This is a genomic window from Nonomuraea maheshkhaliensis (assembly GCF_039529435.1).
Taxonomy (GTDB): Bacteria; Actinomycetota; Actinomycetes; order Streptosporangiales; family Streptosporangiaceae; genus Nonomuraea; species Nonomuraea maheshkhaliensis.
In genome coordinates this window covers 26,537-47,600 of the sequence record NZ_BAAAMU010000026.1, presented here as the reverse complement: position 1 = coordinate 47,600, position 21,064 = coordinate 26,537, and the positions used below count along the sequence as shown (strand labels likewise).

The following is a 21,064-nucleotide window of genomic DNA, read 5'->3' as shown; positions in this document are numbered from 1 at the left end:
AATCACAGCAGAGAGGAAGATCGTGGCATTTGCCATCGTCGGACATCGCGGCGCCATGGCCGAAGCACCCGAGAACACCATCGCGTCCTTCCGCGTGGCCGAAGAGGTCGGCGTGGACGAGCTGGAGACCGATGTCCGGATCAGCTCGGACGGGCAGCTCTTCATGCTGCACGACGCCACCTTGGACCGGACCGCGGCCGGGCCGGCCGGCCGGGAGCTGGGCCCCGTCGCGGAGCTGACCTGGTCGGAGATCAGCGCGGTCGACGTGGGCGGGGGTGAGCGGGTGCCCACACTGGAGCAGATGTACGCGGCGACGACCCGGTTCGTCCAGCTGGAGATCAAGGACCTGGCCGCCATCGACGCCCTGACCGACTTCTTCCCCCAGCACCCCGGCTACGCCGAGCGGACGATCCTGACCGGCTTCTCGATCGAGGCGATGGCCACCGTGGCGAAGAAGCTGCCGGAGATCCCGCGCGGCATCATCGTCTCCAAGTGGACCACCGCCGAGGCCCACCCGGGCGGCTACCGGCAGCTGATCGAGGACACCGGCTCCTCCCGGATCCACAGCGGCGCGGAGGGACTGACCGCCGAGGTCGTCAAGCAGTTGCACAACGAGGGCGTCCCGGTGCACGGCTGGCCCACGCGCGACGCGGGCGACCTGCGGCGCTGGCTCGAACTCGGCGTGGACGGGACGACCAGTGACGATCCCCGTACGGCGCGGCGCTGGCTGGCCGAGGCGCTCCGTTGACGACGGAAACCGCCGCCGCCCGCACCCTGGCGGCGGCGCTGTTCGACATGGACGGCACCCTCTTCGACAGCGAGCCCCTCTGGGACGTGAGCCTCGCCGACTTCGCCGAGACGCTCGGCGGCACGCTGGCGGCCGAGACCCGCCGCCGGGTGGTCGGCAGCAACCTGCGCGACACCGCCCGGATCGTCCACGATTCCCTCGGTGTGGCGGCGGACGTCGAGGAGTCGGCCGCCTGGCTGCTGGAACGCACCCGGCAGCTGTTCGCCCTCGGGGTGCCGTGGCGGCCGGGCGCCCAGGCCGTGGTGCGGTCCGTACGCGAGCGCGGCGTCCCCACCGCCCTGGTGACCTCCAGCCACCGCGTCCTGGTGGACGAGGTGCTGGCCCAGCTCGACCCCGGCACGTTCGACACCGTGGTCTGCGGCGACGAGGTGACCCGCCCGAAGCCCGACCCGGAGTCCTACCTGACGGCGGCCGAGCGGCTGGGCGTCGATCCGCGCGACTGCGTGGCACTGGAGGACTCCCGTCCCGGCATCACGTCGGCGCTGGCGGCGGGCTGCCTGGTGGTGGCCGTACCGGAGGACGCCGCGGCACTGGCCGGCGATCACGGCGCGGTGGTGACCCCGCTGGAGACCGTCACCGTCGACCGGCTGATCTCGCTGCTGGCGGCCCGGATCGGCTGAACGCACGCGACACCGCGCGCCGGCCCCTCGAAAGGGGCCGGCGCGCGGTGTCGTGGCACGATCCCGCTCGACCGCATCCCTGTCACCACCGGCCCATCTCTGGGTAGAGGGCACCTGACGTCCTGCAACGGCATCGGGGGAACGGACATGACGCGCTGCCTGGTCACCGGGGCGACCGGCTACATCGGAGGCCGGCTCGTGCCCGAGCTGCTCGCGGCCGGGCACGAGGTGCGGTGCATGGCGCGGTCGCCGGAACGGCTGCGAGATCACCCCTGGAGAGAACGGACCGAGATCGTGCGGGCGGACGCCGCCGAACCGGAGCAGGTCCTGGCGGCCCTGGAGAACATCGACGTGGCGTACTACCTGATCCACACGATGGGCGGATCACGCCATTTCGCGGACGAGGACCGCGAGGCCGCCGAGGTGTTCGCGGCGGCGGCCGGCCGGGCCGGCGTGCGCCGCATCGTCTACCTGGGCGGGCTCGCCCCGCGGGAATCGCTGTCGCCGCATCTGCGCTCCCGTGCCGAGGTGGGCGAGATCTTCCTGCGCGGCCCGGTTCCGGCCGTGGTGCTCAGGGCCGCGGTGATCATCGGGTCCGGGTCGGCCTCCTTCGAGATGCTGCGCTACCTGACCGAACGGCTGCCGATCATGACGACACCGCGCTGGGTGGCCAGCCGGACGCAGCCGATCGCCGTACGCGACGTGCTGCGTTACCTCACCGCGTGGGCCGCCGTGCCCGGCGAGGTCAACCGCGCCTTCGACATCGGCGGTCCCGACGTGCTCACCTACGCCGGCATGATGCGGGATTACGCCGCCGTCGCCGGCCTGCCCAGCCGGGTGATCATCCCGGTGCGCGTGCTCACCCCGCGGCTGTCGAGCCTGTGGGTCGGCCTGGTCACCCCGGTGCCCGCGCGCATCGCCCGTCCGCTGGTGGAGTCCCTGCGCAACAACGCCGTCTGCGCCGAGCACGACATCGCCGCCCACGTGCCCGACCCCGAGGGCGGGCTGATCGGCTTCCGCGAGGCGGTCCGCCTGGCGCTGCAGAAGATCAAGGAGGCCGACGTCGCCACCCGCTGGTCGTCGGCCTCCACGCCGGACGCTCCGAGCGACCCGCTGCCGACCGACCCGGGCTGGGCGGGGGGCAGCCTGTACATCGATCGCCGCGCCATCGAGGTGGACGCTCGCCCTGAGTCGTTGTGGCAGGTCATCGAGAGCATCGGCGGCGACAACGGCTGGTACTCCTCGCCCCTCGCCTGGCAGCTGCGCGGCCTGCTCGACCGCCTGGCCGGCGGCGTCGGCCTGCGGCGCGGGCGGCGCGACCCGAACCGGCTGAGAGTGGGCGACGCCGTCGACTTCTGGCGGGTGGAGGAGGTGCTGCCGGGCAGCCTGCTACGGCTGCGCGCCGAGATGCGGCTGCCCGGACTGGCCTGGCTGGAGCTGAGCGTCTCCCGGTCCGACGCCGGCACCGTCTACCGCCAGCGGGCGATCTTCCACCCGCGCGGGCTGCTCGGGCACCTCTACTGGGCAGCCCTTTCACCTCTCCACAACCTGATCTTCGGCCGCATGCACGTCAACGTGGCCGCGGCCGCCGCCCGCCGCGAGGCCGCCCGCTGAGGGGCCCGCCGCTGAGCGGCCCGCCGTCCCTTCGTGAGGCGGGCAGCGGCATCAGGCCGGACCGTCCGCAGGGCTGGTGGCGGTGCCCGGAGCGCCTTCGACGGGTGCGGTGGCGGGGCCGACGCCTTCGAGCCAGCCGAGCCGCCCGGCCAGGTACCGGGCGCTGTCGATGACGGCGGCGATGTGCGGTGAGGGGTTGTCCTGGTGCCACAGCAGTGACCAGGGGTAGTGCGTGGCGGGCTCGATCAGGGGCCGCCAGGTGGTACCCGGCCGGTTGGAGGTGCGGAAGGAGGAGGGGACGCAGTGCACGCAGCGCTGCTGGAGAACGAGATCGGCGGCGGCACGACTGCTCTGCACCGTGCCCTCGTAGAGGGTGGGGGCGAACCCGGCCGAGCGGCACAACGTGAAGACGAGCTGGTTGAGCTCCGGGGTCTGCGACTCCTCGCCGAGCAGCAGGAGCTCACCGGCCAGGGCGGCCACGGGTACGCCGTCGGCCTCGGCGAAGGGGTGCTCGTCGGGCACCAGGACGCCGAGCGGATCGAGCCTGATCAGCTCGGAGGTCACCTCGGCCGGAGCCTGGGAGGCATGTCCGATGGCGATGTCCAGGCGGCCGTCGGCCAGTTGCCGGTACTGCTCGGGAGTGGCCGCTTCGACCTGGTGGATCGTGATGCCGGGATGGGTGCGCTGCAGTTCGCGCAGGATCTGCGGCATGGTGTCGTACCCCGCGTCGATGATGCCGGCGCGCAGCGTGGGTACGGGTGCGGCGGCGTTACGTGCCACCTGCGCGGCCCTGCCGACGCGATCGAGGATCTGGCGGGCCTCGACGAGGAAGGCGGCACCGGCCGGGGTCAGGGCGACGTGGTGGGTGCTGCGGTCCAGCAGCCGCACGCCCAGCTCGCGTTCCAGCCGCTGGATCTGCTGGCTCAGCGCGGACTGCACGATGTGCTCGCGCTCGGCTGCCCGCCCGAAGTGCAGCTCCTCGGTCAGCGTCACGAAATACCGCAACTGCCGAAGCTCCATCGGCACCACCCCTTCCCGGCCGGGCGGCGACTGTCTGCACCATCTCCTCCACTCTAGGTACCACATGTGGGAGCGCGGGCTCCGAGAGCGACGTGCCGGTGCGGCCCGCGAGGGCAAAGGCTCTGAGAGCCACGTGCCGGGTGTGGCCCGCGCGGGAGGGAGAGGCCGTCCGTCAGTCACCTGCCGGGGCGCGGGCCTGTTGCGGCGGGGCGACACGGCGTCGTTCGAGGCGCTCCTGATCGGGCCAGTGCACGTGGCTCACCCAGCCGAGCCGTTCGAACAGGCCGATCAAGGCGGCGGACGGGTCGAGCTGGCCGCGGTCCACGCCGTGGCGGGCGCAGGACGGCTCGCTGTGGTGGCCGTTGTGCCAGCTCTCCCCGAAGGACAGCAGCGCCAGCGGCCACAGGTTGGTGGAGCGGTCGTGCCGGCGCGTCTTGAACGGCCGGTCGCCGAGCACGTGGCACAGCGAGTTGACGCTCCAGGTGACGTGCTGGAGGAGCGCGACCCGGATCAGGCCGGCCCAGAGGAAGGCGGTCAGGGCGCCGTACAGGGTTCCGGTGATCGCCCAGCCGGCCAGGAACGGCAGCACCAGCGACAGCGCGCACAGCGCGGGAAAGGCGCGCGCCACCCGTCTCATGGCCGGATCGGCCAGCAGATCAGGGACGTAGCGCTCGGCCGGGGTCTGGTCGTCGTCGAACATCCAGCCCAGGTGGGCGTGGGCGAGCCCGCGAAGCTGCCCGCGCAGGCCGGTGCCGTACCGGTAGGGAGAGTGCGGGTCACCTGGCCGGTCGGTGAAGGCGTGATGACGGCGGTGCACCGCTACCCAGTCGATCACGTTCCCCTGGAAGCCCATCGATCCGGCGACCGCCAGCGCCACGCGCAACCACGGCCGGGCTGTGAAGGAGGCATGGGTGAGCAGCCGATGGAACCCGACCGTCACCCCCAGGCCGGTCACCGCGTAGAGCACCACGGCGAGCAGGAGGTCGGTGAACGTGAATCCCCGCCCCCACGCCAGGAAGATCGCGACACCGAGCGCGAGGAACGGCGCCACCACGATCACCCCTGTCAGCCCCACCTGGAGCCTGCCCGCGGGAACGTGCTCCTCCGCCCCGGGGAAGGGCGATGCGCCGTCGTAGTCCTGACGGCGTTGCGCCGCCTGTTCCGAAATGGTCATGAGTCTCTTTCGTCTCGTCTACACGGTGCGGCGGTGCACGTAACACCAGCGCCAGGTCGAGGGCGATGCCAGGGTGGCGACGACCGGATGGTCGGTCTCCTCGTAGTGAGCGCGGGAGTGACCGCCCTGCGCATCGTCGGAACAGGCCACCCACCCGCAGGTCAGGCAGACCAGCAACCGCGCCCAGGTGCGGCCCAGGTGCCGGCATTCCGCGCATTCGGGCAACCCCGGCCTCACTGCCGGGAGCTGGTCGATGTGATGGCAGCGCGGGGCCTGACCGTTCAGACCGGCGCAGTCGGTCGCGTTCGCTCCCGGTGCGTCCAGGGTCAAGACGACCCCTCTCACGATGACAGCGGCGCAAGCTGCGCCGTCTGCTCAGCCACCAGTCAAGGCGATCGACGAGGAGGCGGAAACGCTCAATCCCAGCAAAGCTCATCATTTGCGGCGATAAGGGGCCCTGCGGTACGTCCGCGGGTTTCGCCGTGTCGAGTCACCCGGCAGGGCCCAGGTGCCGGAGCAGGGCGTCGAGGACGATCAGGTCCTCCCCCTGCTCCAGGGTCTGGGGGTTCAGGGCGATGGCGTCGTCGGGGATGCCGGAGACGCCGACGGCGATGCGCGGGTCTCCGTCCCACAGCACCTGGACCAGCTCGTCCCTGGTCCAGCCGCTGGCCGGGAGTAGCCGGACGATCGCGCGGCCGTGTGGCTGGCCGGCCTCGCTGGGGTAGCCGCGTTCGGCGAGGACGCCCGGGACCGCGCGCAGGCCCGTGATCCAGCGGGTGACGGTCTGTTCGTAGCTCGCCAGCAGGGCCTGTTCGTCCTGCTCAAGGGTCCACTCGACGGCGGCGTGCAGGGCGAGCAGTTCTTCCTTGCCGACCTTCATGCCGCGGCCGATCTCCTGGTTCGGCGACGCGTGCGCCCGGCACCTGTCCACGATCCAGCGCCGCCCCAGGACCAGGCCGCTGGCCTGGGGGCCGCGCAGACCCTTGCCGCCGCTGAAGATGACGGCGTCGGCGCCGAGGCCGGTGGTGAAGTGCCACAGTGAGGAGACGGGCGGGATCTGGGCCGCCGCGTCCACGATCACCGGTACGGCCGGGTCGAGCTCCCGCGCGACCCCGAGCACGTCCTCGATCGGCAGCGCCCCCGCCGCGTAATGGGCGCCGGCGAACCACAGGACGCAGGCGGGGCGGCGGGCCAGGGCGGCCCTGAGCTCCGCGACCGACGGGCCGATCTCGACGACGCGGGCGCCGGTCAGGCGGGCCGCGTAGTCGTAGCCGTTGCGCTGGCCGGTGAACATGACGACCTCAGCCTCGGCCGGGAACGCCTGCGCCGGCCCCCCGACACAGGAGGCGACCGTGAGCGTGATCCCCGCCGCCGCGCCGGACGTCACGCAGGCCGCCTCGTTGCGGGTGAGCGCGGCGAGGCGCTCGCCGACCCGGTCGTGCAGTTCGGGCAGGTCGACGAAGCAGGCCGCGGCCTGCGTCATCGCCTTCAGCGCCGGGGGCGGCATCAGCGAGCCGCCCAGCGCGGTGAGCGTCGCGGAGGCGTTGACGACGGGCCGGACGCCGAAGGGGTTGCTCATCTGACGAACTTCGACATCGCCGGCACGCCGCAGAGCTCGGCCATCCAGGCGTCCAGGTAGTCGTTGTCGGTGCCGTCGAGGTGGGTCAGCCGGTAGACGGTCGCGGCGGGCAGGGCGTCGACGAGGTCCGCGCACCAGCCGGGGTCGTCCACGGCGAGGAGCGTGCGGGCGGTCACGGCGGGGGCGTGCCGTACCGGGTCGAAGTAGGACAGGGTCTCGCCGATGGTCCGCTCCGACGAGCCGGCCCGCAGGTGGTCGTTGAGCTCCTCCAGCGGATAGTGGCTCGACTTCAGCCGGGCCTCCATCGCCCGGTGGAACAGCAGCTCCGACAGCCGGACCGCGCTGAACCCCGGCCGCCGGGCGGCCGTCAGCAGCGCCAGGTCGTCACCGCGCACGGCCACCCGCGCCGGATCGACCTCGGCCAGGCTCATCAGGAACTCCGCGGCCCGCAGGCAGTCCGCGGCGATCGCGCGATAGACGTACGTCGCCGGGTCGTCGATGCCCAGCGTGAGCAGCCCCGGGTACGCCGCCGCGAAGCCTTCGTCGGCCAGCCGCTGGCCCCGGTGCATCAGGCCGAACAGCACGTACCGGCTCCGGTCGTTCGGGTGCGGCATGTCGTTGACGCTGCCGTGGCGCGGTATCTGCAGCAGCGCGGGGAACGGCCCGCCACCGGCCGGGATGCTCAGCCAGCCGGTGACACGGTACGGCCCGACGCTGGTGAGCCGGACGGTGTAGCTGGTCGCCTCGTCCGTCGTCCGGGCCGGCACCGGGTCGAGCACGGGCCGGGCCGGGATCGCGGCCAGTTCCTCGTCCACGGCGGACCAGTAGGCGTCGAAGGTCATCGGTTCACCGTCCCGGGGTGAGGTGTGCGGCAAGGAAGTCCTCCACGATGCGCATCACGCCCGGCAGCCCGGCGTGATGCGCGCAGTGCGGGTAGGCGTGCATTGTGGTCTCGCAGGTCAGCGCCCGGCGCAGCGCGAACCCGGTCTCCGGCGGGCACACGTCGTCCTCCATCCCGACGTACAGCAGCGTCGGCGCCTGGACCTTCGGCGCGAAGTTGAGCCCGTCGTAGTACGCGACCGTCTCTCGCACCCGGCCGGCGTCCTGCGGGTGCAGCCGCAGGTACTCGTTGATCTCCTCGTACGGGTACGACCGGGTCAGCGTCGTCGCGGCCATGATCCCGCACAGGTACGGCGCCCCCGCCGCGACACACCGGATCACGTCCGGCATGAGCGCGGCCGTCGAGATCCCGAGGCCGCCGCCCTGGCTCGACCCCTGCAGCCCGATCCGCGAGCCGTCGACCTCGGGGCGTTCCAGCAGCACCTCGACCGCCCGCACCACGTCGAGGTAGAACCCGCGGTACCCGTAGGTCCGGGGGTCGGCGATGTTGTGCGTGAGCAGGCCCGGATAGCCCGGGTTGAACAGGTCGTTCGAGCGCAGCTTCCCGCGCGGCGCCACCGCGAGCGCCGCGTACCCGAGCTCGGACCACTCCTTCGGGATCGCCGGCTCGGAGATGTAGCCGGGGATCGTGACCAGCGCCGGGTAGGGGGCGGGCAAGCCGCGCGGAACCGTGTACCAGCCGGCCACCCGCAGCCCGCCGTAACTGGTGTACCGCAGGTCGTGGACGGTCACCTGGTCCGTGGACAACGCGGGCAGCTCGGTGAAGACGGGGTCCAGCGGGTACGACGCGCAGTCCGCCAGCCCGGCCGCCCAGAAGTCGTCGAAGTCGTCCGGCAGCTCGACCTCGACGACCGCGTTCTCGGGGTCTCTCAAAATGGTCCTCTCCGTGAGTCAAACGCGCTGCGGCGCGTGCAGCGCGATGCCGTCAGAAGCCTTGAACAGGTGCAGGCGCTCCTGGTTGAAGCCGACGTACACCGTGCTGTCATGGCCCAGCCGGAACGGCACCGGCACCCGGGCCTTCAGCAGCTCGCCGCCGATCCGGACGGTGACGAGCACGTCCGGGCCGAGCGGCTCGGACACGAACACCTTCCCCGGCTGGTACCCCTCGACCGGGGTCGGCGACAGCGTCACGTCCTCCGGCCGCACGCCCAGGACGACGGCCGGGTCGTCCGGCGCGGCCTCGTACGGGCCCAGCTCCTGGGTCAGCGCGCCGCTGCGGAAGACCCGGACGCCCTCGACGTCGGCCAGCTCACCGGTGACGAAGTTCATCGGCGGCGAGCCCATGAACGAGGCCACGAACCGGTTCGCCGGCCGTTCGTAGATCTCCCCCGGCGTCGCGCACTGCTGCACCACGCCGTCGCGCATCACCGCGATCCGGTCCGACATCGTCATCGCCTCGACCTGGTCGTGGGTGACGTAGATGAACGTGCGGGCGACGTCCACGTGCAGCCGCTTGATCTCCGCCCGCATCAGCACGCGCAGCTGCGCGTCCAGGTTGGACAGCGGCTCGTCCAGCAGGTACGCGCCGGCGTCGCGCACGATCGCGCGGCCGAGCGCGACTCGCTGCCGCTGCCCGCCGGACAGCTCGCGCGGCTTGCGGTCCAGCAGGTCCTCGATGTCCAGCGTCCTGGCCGCCTGCAGCACCTGCTCGTCGATCGTCGCCTTGGGCACCCGCATCATCTTCAGCGCGAACCCGATGTTCTGCCGCACCGTCTTGTGCGGGTAGAGCGCGTAACTCTGGAACACCATCGCGACGTCGCGCTTGTTGGCCGGCAGCCAGCTCACCGGCTTGCCGTCGAAGAAGACGTTGCCTTTGGTGGGCCGTTCCAGGCCGCAGATCATCCGCAGGGTCGTCGACTTGCCGCAGCCGGACGGGCCGACCAGGGTGAGGAACTCCTGGTCCTCGATGGTCAGGTTCAGGTCGTCCACCACGGTCTTGCCGCCGAACGCCTTGGTGATGCCTTCGAGTCGTACCTCTGCCATCTGTCAGCCCTTCACGGATCCGGCGGCCATGCCCTGGACCAGCTTGCGCTGGAAGAGCAGGGCCAGCACCAGGGGTGGGACGACCGCGAGCACGCCGGCCGCGGCCATCACGGTGAACTGGGTGTTGAAGTCGGTGGCGAAGTTCGCCGCCACGACCGGGATCGTCTTCGCCGCCTCGGTGCTGGTCAGGAACAACGCGAACATGAACTCGTTCCAGGCGGTCATGAACGCGAACACCGCGGCCGCGACCAGCCCAGGCGCCGCGACCGGCAGGAACACCGACCACATGGTGCGGAACCAGCCGCACCGGTCCACCCTGGCCGCCTCCTCCAGCTCGCGCGGCACCGAGCGGAAGAAGTCCTTCAGGATCCAGATCGTGATCGGCAGCGCGAACGTCGTGTACGACAGGATCAGCGCCAGATAGGTGTCCAGCAGCCCGAACGTCCGCATCAGCAGGTAGAACGGGATGATGATCGCGATGCCCGGCACCATCCTGGTGAGCAGGTAGAGCACCAGCAGCACCTGGCTGCCGCGGAACTTCAGCCGCGAGAACGAGTACGCCGCGAACGTGGCCAGCACCAGGTTCAGCACCGCCGTCGAGGTGGCCACGATCAGGCTGTTGCGCAGCGAGTACGGCGTCTCGTCGATGGCCCGGCCGCCGACGAGCTGCTGCGCCTCGTTCGGGTTGACGAAGCCGAGATAGTTCTCCAGCGTCGCGGGATTCGGGATCCAGTGCGGCGGGACGGAGATCGCGTCCACCTCGCGCATGAAGCTCATCGCGACGATCCAGTAGAACGGCAGCACGAGGTACAGCCCGAACGCGACCGCCAGCACGTACAGGACGATCTTCTTCCAGGGGATGCGGTACCGCAGGGGGACCTTGACCACGGTGCTCATACCTCGAAGTTCCCCTTCCGGTAGAGCAGGCCGATGTAGCCGATCGAGATCAGCAGGGTGATCGCGGTGATGACCCAGGCGTAGGCGCTGCCCAGGCCGAAGTCGGTGAAGGTGAGCACGGTCTGCACGTCGAGCAGGGCGATGGTGGTGGTCGCGTCGCCGGGGCCACCGCCGGTCAGCACGTAGATGGTGTCGAAGGCGCGGAACGCGTTCATCGTCTCCAGGATCAGCACGATGAGCAGGGGGTGCAGCAGCCACGGCAGGGTCACGTGGACGAAGCGCCGCAGCCCGCCCGCCCGGTCGACGGTGGCGGCGTCGTACAGCTCCGCGGGGATGGTCGACAGCCCGGCGAGCAGGATGATGACCGAGAACGGGAGCGTGTTCCACACCTGGGCCAGCGCGGTGAACAGGAACGCGCCGGTCCCGGAGGTCAGCCAGGCGTGATAGCTGTCGATCAGCCCGAGCTGGGTCAGCAGGCCGTTCAGCGCGCCGGTCTTGGCGTCGAAGATGGTCCGCCACATCAGGCCGTTCACCACGCCGGGCATCGCCCACGGCAGCAGCGCCAGGCTGAGCAGCAGGCCGCGGCCGCGGAACCGCTCGTTCAGCACCAGCGCCAGGATGAGCGCGAGGACCACGGTCATCCCGAGCACGAGGAGCACGAACAGGGCCGACACCTTCAGCGCGGACAGGAACGCCTGGTCGCTGAGCAAGGACGTGTAGTTGTCGAGGCCGACGAACTTGGTCGCCCGCGGGCGCTTGAGGTTGTGCCGCTGCAGGCTGACCCAGAACGAGTACGCGATGGGGTAGGCGATCAGCAGCGCGATGACGATGATGGCCGGCGCGTTCAGGGCCCAGGCTTTGGCGTTGTCGCCCAGCGGCCGGCGTTCGGCGAGTGCGGCCATCCTCAGTTGTACTTCTTCTTCAGCGTCTCGACGGTCTGCGCCAGGCCCGCCACCGCCGCGGCCGGCTGCACCTGGTTGCTCAGCACGCCCTGCACGACCTTGTGCATCTCGATCTCGAACTCGGTGTACCAGGGCACGCCGAGCACGTTGCGCGGAGTGGCGATCTCGCCCAGGTGGGCGTAGACCTTCGGGTCGGCGAACTTCTCCAGCGCCGCGGTGACCTCCGGGTCGGTCGCCATCGACTTGTAGGCGAACCCGAGGCCGCGCTGCAGGAACCAGAACTTCGCGGTGTACGGCTGCTTGTTCGCGTCCAGCCCGCCCAGGTAGGTGAGCAGCTTGAACGCGTTGTCCTTGACCTCGGTGTCCTTGGCCAGCGCGTAGAGCCGGGTGTTGCTGACGGTCCCGTGCTCCTTGCCGTCGAGGCTCGGCACCAGCGCCAGCCGGATCTTGCCCGCGGCCTTGGACTTGGCGGCGTCGTTGTAGTCGCGGCTGGCGTAGCGGGCGCCGATCGTGTACGCGTACCGGTTGGCCTTCATCGCGTTGTCGACCGGGATCGCGAGCAGTTGCAGGCAGGCCGGGTCGATCACCTTCGACTTGGTCGCCGCCTGCTGCAGCCAGGCGAAGACGTCCTTCACCACGGTGTCGGTGGTGTTCATGATCGGCGCCTGCTGCTCGTCGAACATGTTGCCGCCGCTGCCGAAGATCAGCGCCCACACCCAGGCCCACCAGGTGTCGGACAGCTGCGCCGGCACGCCGATGGGGTATTCCAGCAGGCCCGCCTCCTTGATCTTGACGGCCTGCGCCTCCAGCTCCTCCAGGCTGGCCGGAGGCTTCTTGATGCCGGCCTTCTCCAGGATCTCGGTGTTGTAGAGCAGGCAGTTGGAGTCGGTGTAGTACGGCAGGCCGTAACGCTTGCCCTGGTACGTCATCGCGGCCGCGTTGCCCGGGTAGATGGCGTCGTACACCTCGTCCACGCCGGGCAGGCCGTCGAGCGGCTGCAGGTAGTCGCCGTCGACCCAGGCCGCGAGGGAGTCGTCGTAGACGTAGAGGGCGTCGGGGCCGCCGCCCGCGGTGAACTCGGCCACGACCTTCTGCACGTACTGCGCGCTGGTGATGGGGGTGTAGTCGACCTTGACGTTGGTGGTCTTGGTGAAGTTGTCCAGGTTCTGCTGGACGAGGGCAGCCTCGTAGTCCCAGCCCTCGAACTTCACGCTGCCGTCGCCCGACCCGCCCGAGCCGCCCGAGCCGCCGCAGGCGGCCAGCAGGGGCGATACGGCGGGCAGGGCCAGCCCGAGTCCTGCGTACTTCAGGATCTGGCGGCGGTTGAGCTCCATGGTTGTCCCTTCAACGCGATGAGCGCAGTAACGCTTGAGCGATGCGTAGCCGGTACAGACGCGTCGGCCGTCCCTTGGGGTGGTGCTGAGCGGTGCCTTCGACGCTCACCAGGCCGCCGGCGTCGAGGGTGCGGATCAGCCGCCGGCCGCTCTGGTCCGTGATGCCGAGATGACCGGCGAGCTCGCCGGGCGAGATCGCGCGGCCTTCCAGTTCGTGGTCCAGTGCCGCCAGGCGGGAGACGGTGGCGGCGCTGAGGCCGACGGACTTCGCCAGCCGTTCGACGTGGTCGCCGTGCTCGCGGTAGGAGTAGCTGAGCGCCGCCCGGACCGGGCCCATCGGGCCGATGATCACGCCGCTGTCCTCGATGAGGTAGCCGCACGGCTCGCTCTCCCGCTCGGCGCGGGCGGCGGCCTGCTCGGCCAGGGCCACGCAGTTGCGGGCGGACGCGCCGACGCCGAACCCGGCCGAGACCTGCGCGCCGAGCGCCGCGGCCGCCTCGGCCAGTGCGGGCACGGCCACCCAGTTGCGGGTGATGCGCTCGAACAGGGCCTTGTGGGCGAAGACGACGACGCCGCGCCGGCCGCGGTCCTCGATCCAGGCGCCGGCGAACTCGGGGGTGTTGAGCAGCAGGTTCATCAGGCCGATCCGGGCCCGTTCCTCGTCCTGCGAGTGTGAGATGAGGAAGACTCCGGCGGCGAAGCGTTGTGCGCTGGCCCGCTCGGACTCGATCCTGAGCGCGAGCTCGTGCAGCTCGGTCCTGATCGTGGCCGGCACCGGCATGCCGCTCATGATCGGCAGCTCACCGGACAGCAGCTCGCGGGCGGCGGCGCGGACGCTGATCACGTAGCCGCGGCCGCCGAAGCGGCGGTGGGCGGAGCGGTGGAACTCGACGATGTCCTCCACGGATTGCGTGGGGGCGTACGGCAGGAATTCGATGGCGCCGGTGTCGAGTTCGAGCGCGGTGGCGACCGCCTCGACCGCCTCGGCGGGAAAGGTGTCGATGCTGACCGGGGTCCGGCCCCAGCCGCGTTCCTGGGCGCGGTAGAGCGCGAGGGTCAGGTCGAGCGCCGACGAGCGGATCACGCCGACGGGAAGGCCGGGCGGGAGCAGCTCGCGGCTGGCCGTGTACGGGACCGGGCCCGCCAGGAAGCCGTCCAGCCGGGTCGTGCTCAGGAACTCGGCGACCTTGGCGTGGATCTCGTCCTCGTGGTCGTAACTGACCCATTCCAGGTCGACTCCGCCGAGTGTGTTCGCGGCTTCCCGGAACAACTCACCGTGCAGCGAGTGGGTCACCACTCCGATCACAATGGCCACGACACCCCTTTACGAACCATGTTCGTAAATGACTCGTAAATCCGATGCTGACAAACTTCCCCCTCCCGGGGGCCCAGGTCAAGAGCCCGGCCGAAGAAATTCGCCGGTAACAAACCGGGAGGTCCAGCAAAACGGCGCCACCGAACCGGCTTATCGGGCCATCCAGTCCGATTTATGTAGATATCTTTCATTAGGGCTCGCGTCTTGGTTAGATACTTTCGTCCGTGCTTCCCCTCGACCCCCAGGAGGGATCAGCTCGTGAACGTCATCACTCGCTTATCGGTCGCCGTCGTGACGGCCTGCCTGGCCCTGCTCGGCACGACGGCTCCCGCGACCGCGGCGACCACCACGGTCGACAACGCCACCGCGGGCCGGTTCACCGCCGGCCCCGACTGGGGCACCTCGGCCTGGTCGGCGCAGCGGTACGAGGCGGACTACCGCTTCGCGAACCCCAACACCACCGCGAGCGACGCCGCCTGGTTCAAGGCCGCCATCGCGGCGGCCGGACCCCACCTGGTCGAGGTCTGGTACCCGGCCGATCCCGGCTACAACAGCGCCACGCCGTTCCTGGTGGCGACCGCCGACGGCACCCGCAGCGTGGTCGTCGACCAGCGCGCCAACGGGGGCCGCTGGGTCAGCCTGGGCACGTTCACCCTGGCCGCGGGCGACTACAACGTGGTCGGCGTCAGCCGCTGGACCAGCCAGCCGGGCTACGTCGTCGCCGACGCCGTCCGCATCACCTCGTCCACCGGATCACCCGCCTTCTCGCTGCCCCTCCCGCGCACCGCGCTGCCGCGCAGCGAGTACGACGACCCGCACCACGACTACCCCGCGATAGACCTGCCGGTCGGCACCGGCACCCCGGCCTACGCGGTGCGCCCCGGCACGGTGACGATCATCGACGACAGCCTGTGCGGACGCGGCATCAACCTGACCGGGAACGACGGCGCCATCTACACCTACTGCCACTTCTCGTCGTGGTCGGTCGCCAACGGCGCGTCGGTCGGCACCGGGCAGCAGATCGGGCTGACCGGCAACACCGGCAACTCGACCGGCCCGCATCTGCACTTCGGCATCCGCACCGGCAGCACCCGCCGGTGCCCGCAGAACTTCCTGCTCGCCCTGTACGACGGCGTCACTCCGCCGGCGGCGAGCAGCCTGCCCACCTCGGGCTGCTCCTACGTCAGCCGGTCGGCCGAGCCGGTCATCCCGCTCGGCTGAGGCCGGGGCCCGGCCCTGGGCTCTTCGCCCGCCGGCGTCGTACGGCGCCGGCGGGTCCGATCCGCCCCGCCGGTTGCGCTTTCCGCGCCGGTCGAAGGTCGCGTACAGGAAGATCTGCCCCCTGGAGATGACGCGAAGTCGCCATGATATGACGTGTGGCGAAGAGCGATGGGCCGCAGCGGCGCAGGCGCCTGGGCGCGCTGGCGCTGACGGTGCTCCTGTTGGGCGTCGGGTTCGGCCTGGCCGCCATCCTGCAGCGGCAGGGGCTCCAGACCGCGGCGAACTGGGCCCAGCTCGCCTCGATCGTGTTCGCCGCCGCGCCGTCGCTGCCGCTGATCATCCGGGCCTGGCGACCGCCCGGCGTCCACGAGCAGGCGGTGTGCTCGCGCGAGCAGCTCGACCAGGCCCAGCAGATCCTCGCCCGGCTGGTGCTGAAACAGTGGCGTGAGGAGATCGGCATCCGCCGGCTCGACGACCCCGCTCCGCTCGCGGTGCGCTGGCGCCTCACCGAACTGCCCGTCATGGATCATCCCGGTCACCTCGTCCGGCCCATGACCCTGCAGTCGCTGCTCGCCCGGGGCCGGCCGCGCTTCACCGGGCGTACCGACCGCATCTCCGACCTGGCCGCCGCCTTCCGCGGCCTCACGCGCCGACGGCTGGTCATCGCCGGTGATCCCGGCATGGGCAAGACCACCCTGGCGGTCCTGCTGCTGCGCCGGCTCCTGCAACATCCCCTGCCGGGCGAGCCCGTTCCCGTCATGGTCCCGCTGACGGGATGGGATCCCGCGACCGAGCGCTTCCGCGACTGGCTGGCCCGCGGCCTCGCGGAGACCTATCCCGCGCTGTGCTCCCCCGCCCTGGGCCCCGACCTGCCCCGGGCCCTGGTCACCGAACGCCGCGTCCTGCCCATCCTCGACGGCCTCGACGAACTCCCCGAACCGTTACGCCCGCAGGTCCTCAGCGCGCTGAACGACACGTTCATGGACCCCCTCATCCTCACCTGCCGCATGACCGAGTACCGCGCGGCGGTGCACTCCCCCGGCGGTGACGTCCTCACCGCCGCGGCCGTCATCGAACCCCGGCCGCTTCGTCCGGCCGACGCCGCCGCGTACCTCACCCGGGTGCTGCCACCGCGGCCGGCGGGCGCCTGGCCCGCCCTGCTCGACGTCCTCGCCCGGGACTCGACCGCGCCGCTCACCCGGGCCCTGGCCACGCCGCTGACCCTGTGGCTGGTGCGGCGCGTCTACGTCGACACCGGTACGGATCCCGCGCCGCTCCTGTCGCCCGGCCGCTTCACCACTCCCGGGGAGATCACCGACCACCTCTTCGACCACCTCGTCCAGGCCGTCATCACCACGAACCGGCCACATCACCTCGCCGACGCCCAGCCGCACCACCCCTTCCGGCCGCACCGGAGCTGGGCGCCCGAGGACGCCCGGCGCTGGCTGTCCTTCCTCGCCGAGCACCTCGACACCGGTGACACGACCGACCTCGCCTGGTGGCGGGTGCACCAGACGCTGCCCCGCCGGACGCTCAGGCTCCTCATCGCGATCATCGGCGGGCTCACGTACGGGCTCGCCTTCGGGCTCGCGTTCGGGTCGGAGGGCGGGGCCGCGTACGGGATCACGTTCGGGGTCGCGGGCGGGCTCACGGTCGCGCTGCTGCACTGGCCGGCGACGTCCACCCCCACCGGGCCGAATGCCGAGCCCGCCTATGCGGACCTGCGGTTGCGGGGCCGGATCCGCTCACTGTTCGGCCATCTCGCCGCGCGGCTCGCCTTCGGCCTCGTCTTCGGGCTCATGGGCGGGCTGGTGGGCTGGCTCGCGGGCGGGCTCGTCCCCGGCTCGGCGGGCGGACGTGTCGTGGGCCTTTCGAGTGGGCTCGTCCCCGGCCTCATGGGTGGGCTCGTCGTCGCGCTCGCGGGCGGGCTCGCCTTCGGATTGTCGGAATGGGCGAAGAACTCCCAGGCCAGCGAGACCGCGCAGACTCCGCCCGACTCCCTGCGCAGCGACCTGCGCACAGCGCTGCTCAACGCGCTCGCGTTCGGGCTCACCGGCGGGCTGGCGGGCGGGCTCGTGGTCGGCGTCACCTCAGGGCCCGCGGTCGGGCTGGCCGTCGGGCTGGCGTTCGGGCTCACCGTGGGGCTCTCGTTCGGCCGCACGGTCTGGCTCGTGTCCGGCCTCGCGGGCGCGTGCGCCGGCGGGCTCGCCGGAGGGCTCACCTCGGAGCTCTCGGTCGGCCTCGCGGTCGGGCTGATGTCGGGGCTCGCCAGCGGCCTCGCCGGTGGCCTGGCGAGCTCCAGCGTCATCTATCTCATCACCCTGACCTGCCTGGCGGTTCGCCGCAGAACGCCGGTGCGGCTGATGGCGTTCTTGCAGGACGCCCACCGGCTCGGGCTGCTCCGTCAGACCGGGGCCGTCTATCAATTCCGGCACATCGACCTGCAGAAACGACTCGCCGCCCTGCGCACGTCGCCACCGAAACGTCACGCCATACGTGCGCCGTACGCGACCGATCGGGCCGCGGACGACACGCCTCACTGATCACTTCCAAGCCAGGACCGGCCCCGACGCTCCTCCGACCTCACAGCCGGGACCTCAGCACATCCACCTCACAACCCGGTGCGAACGGGTCGAAACCATGCTCGACCAGCCAGCGAATCGCCAGCAGGCTCCGCATCGACCACCACCCCTGGATCACGTCGAGATCGACGTCGCCGCCATAGCCGGCCACGAGGTCGCCGAGGTGCCTCTCATGCCCGAGGGTCAGAATGGCGAGGTCGAACAGGCCGTCGCCCCGGCCCGCCTCGGACCAGTCGATGATGCCCGTGACCTCGTCGTCGCCGTCGACGAACACGTGCGAGATCTGCAGGTCGCCGTGCGTGAACACCGGAGTCCACGGCCGGAGCGCGGCCTCGGCGACCTGCCGGTTGCGGGCGACCAGGTCGGCGGGCAGGACGCCGTTCGTCACGAGCCACCCGCACTCCTCGTCGAGCTCCGCCGCCAGCTCCTCGGCACTCCGGCCGGCCCGGCCGAGCCGGGGCGGCAACGGCGCGTCGTGCAGCTTCCGGACGGCGGCGCCCGCCGCGGCCCACGCCGCCGGGGACGCGGGCTCCGGCTGCCCGAGACGGCCGAGCGCCGTCCCCGGGACCGCGGCGATCGCGAGCACGGGTGGCCGGTGCCACAGGACCTCCGGGGTGGGGACCGGCGCCAAGGCCATCGCCTCGACCTCGGCCTCGATACGCGCCCGATCGGCGTCCACCTTCAGGAACACGTCGCCGACGCGCAGGGTCGCACGCTCGGAATGCGCGACGACAACTTCCACCTCATCCATGGGCGACCAGTATTCCCGGCGACGATCGCCGACGTCACCGGGTTCATCGGCTCTCCGGTCACCCTGCGCCGCCACTTCACCGAACGCCTCGGCGTAAGCCCCAGCGCCTGTCGTGCCGCACACCGTCAACAGCGCCACCCACTCCGCTGAGCCCACGCGCCTCCTGCGCCATCACCGTTCGCGGCAGCTCCGCGGCAGAAAGGCTCGCTCCGCGTATCACCCCGCTCGGCCGGCCATGCCGTCCCGTAAGTGGCCTCGCCCATGTGGCCGGGTTTGCCTACCTCGACCACTCGCGGACGTGAAATACAGCCTTGAGCCGAACAAGGTCGAATAATTACCGACTTGCCGAGTATGTCGACAGCGCCCCCAGCCGATTCCACGACCCCAATCCGAAGGAATTATGCCGCGTCTCTGAGCAAAACCGCTGATCAGGCGCTGGCAACAACGTCAAAAAGGCTCCACCTGAGCGGCGGATCCAGCATCCTGGGCACAACCAGAAACTGGCCCGAGCAGAGCTCTCCCTCTCCGGTTCCCCCTTTCTTTGAAGAGGTCTCCGTGACTCGGTATGCCATCGACCGTGCCCACAACACGCTCCTCGCCCAGTGGAGCACCGGCATCGGCGACACCGCCATCGTCGTGGCGAGGCTCACCCACGACCAGCTGCACCGCAACACCTGCCGGCTCGCCGCCGAGCTCACCCGCCTGTCGCACATCTGCTGGCGCTCCTACACCCACCCCCCGAGCGCCGCCGACCGGCACGGCCCCAACAGCCTCGGCTGGCACCGCCAGCAAGAACGCGAAGCGTTCGACAAGATCCTCCCCGCCCTCACCGAACCCTCCAGCAAACTCCTCAACACCAAGGTCGAACAGAGCGCCCACGCCGTCGCCCGTACCCTGCGCACGCTCGACAGCTCCGAGCTCACCACCCACATCACCACCGACGTCGCCGCCGAACTGGCCGCCATCGAACGGGCCGAACGCGGCGACCTGTCCGAGCGCGCCCAGCAGGCCACGGCCCTCAGCCGCGAAGACGCCTCACCCCTGCAGATCTCCCAAGCCGACCGCCTCCTCCACGACAGCCCTTTCGGCAGCCACAACCTCTTCACCCAGGTGGACCCCACAGCAGCCGCCATCGCCGCCGCTCACTGGTACTACGCCGCCGTCACCATCACCGCCCAGCGCACCGGCATCCACCCCGTCCACATCGTCGCCAGCGCCGAACAACACGACAAACCCCTCACCCTCGAAAGCCTCACCGACATCACCACCGCCATGGACGCCGGCATGCGAGCCCGCCACGTCGTCATGCCCCTCATCCGCAACGCCCTCCACGTCGCCGACGGCCACCTCCACGGCATCCAGGAAATCGAGCAACGCCTCACCGCCGCCCACGAAATCATCTCCAGGGCCCACGCCGACCACCCGGAAATCGACATCACCCCCGACACCATCTACCTCCCCCTCACCTCCCTCGACCCCACGCGCCCCGCTCCCGACCTCCTCGACGCTCTCCTCCACGGCATCCACATCTGCTGGAACCTCTACTACCACCACCACACCAGCCCCACCCTCGACCACCCTCGAACACCACACCAGCAACTACGCCAAGAATTCCTCACCGCCACCCGCCACGAAACATCCGCCAGAAGCGAACGGCTCCTCTGACGCCAGAACGAGCAGGCCGGCCTTTCGGCGCCTTCCGATGCCTCCACCCACGGGCGGTCCGACTCGGCGAACAGCCCACCCATACCTCGGTGATCCACACGCCCCCGACAACCGTCAGGCGCTCACCTTCAGTTGGTGGACCCGCTGCTTGGACAGGCCCATGACGCGTGCCGTGTCCGGTTCCGACCAATGGCTCGTGAGTACCTTCGCGGCCTTTACGGCGAGTTCCGCGGCACGCCGCGTGTGAGCTTCCGCCAGTTTCCTTTCACGGCTGTATTCCGCCACCACCTCGGCGATCTCCTCGGGAAGATCGAAGACGAACTCCACGCCGGGGGTTTCCGCAGGCCAGGCCCAGGCGTGGATCTCCGCCAAATCGCGCTCCAGTCGGGACAAGGAGCTTGCCACACCGACTCCTTCGACCTCGCCTGTCGGGCAGCGCGCCACCCACCGCCTGTTCTCGAAGGTGACGACATACGTGATCATCTTGCTCATCGGCTCATCCTTTCTACGACCGCCTCCAGACGCTTGAGGCCTCGCGAAAGAGCTCCGGATCGCGGTCCTGGTCGGCAGTGATCATGACAGGTACCGAGATGATGCCGTCCTTGATCACACGCAGCGCACACATGTCGCTCTTGAGGTGGTGCAGCGAGTCAGCCGTGGCACCTGCGGCCGCCACGATCGTGGCCAACTCAGCATTGA

Annotated in this window: 20 protein-coding genes; 6 read left to right on the top strand and 14 right to left on the bottom strand. The window is 70.6% G+C overall.

All coding sequences use genetic code 11. The annotated features are described in order from the left end of the window. Positions 1-55 precede the first annotated feature (55 nt). From ABFX54_RS19645 to ABFX54_RS19635, 3 genes are all read left to right on the top strand, one after another. Positions 56-748, top strand: a complete 693-nt coding sequence (locus ABFX54_RS19645) for a glycerophosphodiester phosphodiesterase (protein WP_346106739.1) — start codon at positions 56-58, stop codon at positions 746-748. Continuing rightward, positions 745-1,428 carry an HAD family hydrolase gene (locus ABFX54_RS19640; protein WP_346106737.1) on the top strand — a complete coding sequence of 228 codons (684 nt, stop codon included), beginning with the start codon at positions 745-747 and terminating at the stop codon, positions 1,426-1,428. The genes ABFX54_RS19645 and ABFX54_RS19640 overlap by 4 nt, the downstream gene beginning before the upstream one ends. Before the next feature lie 147 nt (positions 1,429-1,575). After that, positions 1,576-3,042, top strand: coding sequence for an SDR family oxidoreductase (locus ABFX54_RS19635; RefSeq protein WP_346106735.1), 1,467 nt, complete (start codon positions 1,576-1,578; stop codon positions 3,040-3,042). A 51-nt stretch (positions 3,043-3,093) separates the two neighbouring features. Here ABFX54_RS19635 and ABFX54_RS19630 read toward each other — a convergent pair whose 3' ends face one another. From ABFX54_RS19630 to ABFX54_RS19580, 11 genes are all read right to left on the bottom strand, one after another. Beyond that, positions 3,094-4,062 carry a LysR family transcriptional regulator gene (locus ABFX54_RS19630; protein WP_346106733.1) on the bottom strand — a complete coding sequence of 323 codons (969 nt, stop codon included), beginning with the start codon at positions 4,060-4,062 and terminating at the stop codon, positions 3,094-3,096. 172 nt (positions 4,063-4,234) lie between these two features. Continuing rightward, positions 4,235-5,236 (bottom strand): acyl-CoA desaturase, encoded by a 1,002-nt coding sequence (locus ABFX54_RS19625; protein ID WP_346106731.1) that lies wholly within the window; start codon positions 5,234-5,236, stop codon positions 4,235-4,237. A gap of 18 nt (positions 5,237-5,254) precedes the next feature. After that, on the bottom strand, positions 5,255-5,566 hold the full coding sequence (locus ABFX54_RS19620; protein ID WP_346106730.1) for a UBP-type zinc finger domain-containing protein: 312 nt from the start codon (positions 5,564-5,566) through the stop codon (positions 5,255-5,257). A 160-nt stretch (positions 5,567-5,726) separates the two neighbouring features. After that, positions 5,727-6,815, bottom strand: a complete 1,089-nt coding sequence (locus ABFX54_RS19615; RefSeq protein ID WP_346106728.1) for a hypothetical protein — start codon at positions 6,813-6,815, stop codon at positions 5,727-5,729. Beyond that, positions 6,812-7,657, bottom strand: a complete 846-nt coding sequence (locus ABFX54_RS19610; protein ID WP_346106727.1) for an acetylxylan esterase — start codon at positions 7,655-7,657, stop codon at positions 6,812-6,814. The genes ABFX54_RS19615 and ABFX54_RS19610 overlap by 4 nt, the downstream gene beginning before the upstream one ends. A 4-nt stretch (positions 7,658-7,661) precedes the next feature. Beyond that, the gene (locus ABFX54_RS19605) at positions 7,662-8,588 is read right to left on the bottom strand and encodes an acetylxylan esterase (RefSeq protein ID WP_346106725.1); all 927 of its coding nucleotides are present in this window, start codon (positions 8,586-8,588) and stop codon (positions 7,662-7,664) included. An 18-nt stretch (positions 8,589-8,606) separates the two neighbouring features. Continuing rightward, positions 8,607-9,698, bottom strand: a complete 1,092-nt coding sequence (locus ABFX54_RS19600) for an ABC transporter ATP-binding protein (protein ID WP_346106723.1) — start codon at positions 9,696-9,698, stop codon at positions 8,607-8,609. A 3-nt stretch (positions 9,699-9,701) separates the two neighbouring features. After that, the gene (locus ABFX54_RS19595) at positions 9,702-10,595 is read right to left on the bottom strand and encodes a carbohydrate ABC transporter permease (RefSeq protein ID WP_346106721.1); all 894 of its coding nucleotides are present in this window, start codon (positions 10,593-10,595) and stop codon (positions 9,702-9,704) included. Continuing rightward, entirely contained in the window at positions 10,592-11,497 is a 906-nt protein-coding gene (locus tag ABFX54_RS19590) for a carbohydrate ABC transporter permease (protein WP_346106719.1), read from the bottom strand. Before ABFX54_RS19590 ends, ABFX54_RS19595 begins: the two co-directional genes overlap by 4 nt. Positions 11,498-11,499: 2 nt before the next feature. After that, positions 11,500-12,831, bottom strand: coding sequence for an extracellular solute-binding protein (locus ABFX54_RS19585; protein ID WP_346106717.1), 1,332 nt, complete (start codon positions 12,829-12,831; stop codon positions 11,500-11,502). 10 nt (positions 12,832-12,841) lie between these two features. After that, positions 12,842-14,146 (bottom strand): helix-turn-helix domain-containing protein, encoded by a 1,305-nt coding sequence (locus ABFX54_RS19580; RefSeq protein WP_346106716.1) that lies wholly within the window; start codon positions 14,144-14,146, stop codon positions 12,842-12,844. Positions 14,147-14,404: 258 nt separating this feature from the next. Between ABFX54_RS19580 and ABFX54_RS19575 the strand changes: the two genes are divergently transcribed. Both ABFX54_RS19575 and ABFX54_RS19570 read left to right on the top strand, forming a co-directional pair. Further along, positions 14,405-15,367, top strand: coding sequence for a golvesin C-terminal-like domain-containing protein (locus ABFX54_RS19575; RefSeq protein ID WP_346106714.1), 963 nt, complete (start codon positions 14,405-14,407; stop codon positions 15,365-15,367). 155 nt (positions 15,368-15,522) lie between these two features. After that, a complete protein-coding gene (locus ABFX54_RS19570; protein ID WP_346106712.1) occupies positions 15,523-17,910 on the top strand; it encodes an NACHT domain-containing protein in 2,388 nt (795 codons plus the stop codon). A gap of 40 nt (positions 17,911-17,950) precedes the next feature. Here ABFX54_RS19570 and ABFX54_RS19565 read toward each other — a convergent pair whose 3' ends face one another. Then, positions 17,951-18,700, bottom strand: coding sequence for an aminoglycoside phosphotransferase family protein (locus tag ABFX54_RS19565; protein ID WP_346106710.1), 750 nt, complete (start codon positions 18,698-18,700; stop codon positions 17,951-17,953). Positions 18,701-19,255: 555 nt separating this feature from the next. Here ABFX54_RS19565 and ABFX54_RS19560 point away from each other — a divergent pair. Beyond that, a complete protein-coding gene (locus ABFX54_RS19560) occupies positions 19,256-20,365 on the top strand; it encodes a hypothetical protein (RefSeq protein ID WP_346106709.1) in 1,110 nt (369 codons plus the stop codon). A gap of 114 nt (positions 20,366-20,479) precedes the next feature. Here ABFX54_RS19560 and ABFX54_RS19555 read toward each other — a convergent pair whose 3' ends face one another. Next, a complete protein-coding gene (locus tag ABFX54_RS19555; RefSeq protein ID WP_346106707.1) occupies positions 20,480-20,857 on the bottom strand; it encodes a hypothetical protein in 378 nt (125 codons plus the stop codon). A gap of 13 nt (positions 20,858-20,870) precedes the next feature. Beyond that, a complete protein-coding gene (locus ABFX54_RS19550) occupies positions 20,871-21,053 on the bottom strand; it encodes a hypothetical protein (protein WP_346106706.1) in 183 nt (60 codons plus the stop codon). Between the last annotated feature and the right edge of the window lie 11 nt (positions 21,054-21,064).